The sequence below is a fragment of the Vibrio sp. Vb1554 genome (assembly GCF_033344235.1).
In genome coordinates this window covers 1-1057 of sequence record NZ_JAWPOJ010000438.1, presented here as the reverse complement: position 1 = coordinate 1057, position 1057 = coordinate 1, and the positions used below count along the sequence as shown (strand labels likewise).

The window sequence follows — 1057 nt, the reverse complement described above, 5'->3', positions numbered from 1 at the left end:
TTTGAGAGCTGCTGCGACGTTGGCGATGGCTTGAGTACTGGTAATAGGAATCGCAAAATCATCGACATCTGAAGCGCCCATTTTGCTTTGTTCAGCAACAAAGGTCATTTGGCTAGGGCGTGTGGTCTTGCCTGAAAGATGGACTTCTTGCACGTTCGTGTTTTTGACTAAATGACGGACGTTGTCTGCATTCACTCCCGCCCCGGCCATGATCGCAATGCGCCCTTGGGCTTGTTCCACAAGAGATTTAAGTACGCTCTCGCCTGCTGGTGCAGATGGAGCGAGGCCTGAAGTCAGAATACGTTCGCAACCTAAATGGATGATATCTTCCAACGCTTGTTCTGCATTGCGACATTGATCAAACGCACGATGAAACGTGATGCCAAGACCCAGTGCTTGTGCAAACTCGCACAATGCGGTGGCAAACGGCATGTGGATATCACCTTCTTGGGTCAGTACGCCTAGCACCACTCCATCTAAACCAGATTGATGGGCGGCTTCGATGTCCCAACGCATCATGTCTAGCTCCTCTTCGTTATAGAAAAAGTCGCCTTGGCGTGGACGAATCATGGCATACACAGGCACAGAAGATTGTTTGGCCGCTTGCTGCATAAAACCGAAGCTTGGCGTTAAGCCACCCAATGCGAGAGATGAGCAAAGCTCAATACGAGTTGCGCCACCAGCAATGGCGTAATGAAGAGATTCAATATTATCAATACAGACTTCTAGATGAGTAACCACTTTGATTCATCCTACTAACGTTACAGTAAGTGTTATGGCTAAGATATTAGCAGGGCCAACAGGCAGAATCTGTATGATGTCGATGGGAAATAGAGGTAAAGTTTTCGCCTAGGTGTTACCTCATTTGAGCACATTTATTGAAGATAAAAGAAAGCCCAGAGCATATACTCTGGGCTTCGATAGGACTTTACTTAGACTGATTGGCGTTTGCGGTTTTCCCGCTATAGCTTTTTGCTTTATATATACATCCAACCATCACACCCGTTGAGCTAGGGTGAAGGTCTATTATTTTTTGCCTAGGTCAGCTGCGTGCTCA

Annotated in this window: 1 protein-coding gene; it reads right to left on the bottom strand. The window is 46.9% G+C overall.

All coding sequences use genetic code 11. The annotated features are described in order from the left end of the window. On the bottom strand, positions 1 to 741 hold a 741-nt coding region (locus R8N28_RS26895; protein WP_318183878.1), incomplete at its 3' end, for a copper homeostasis protein CutC. Positions 742 to 1057 lie beyond the last annotated feature (316 nt).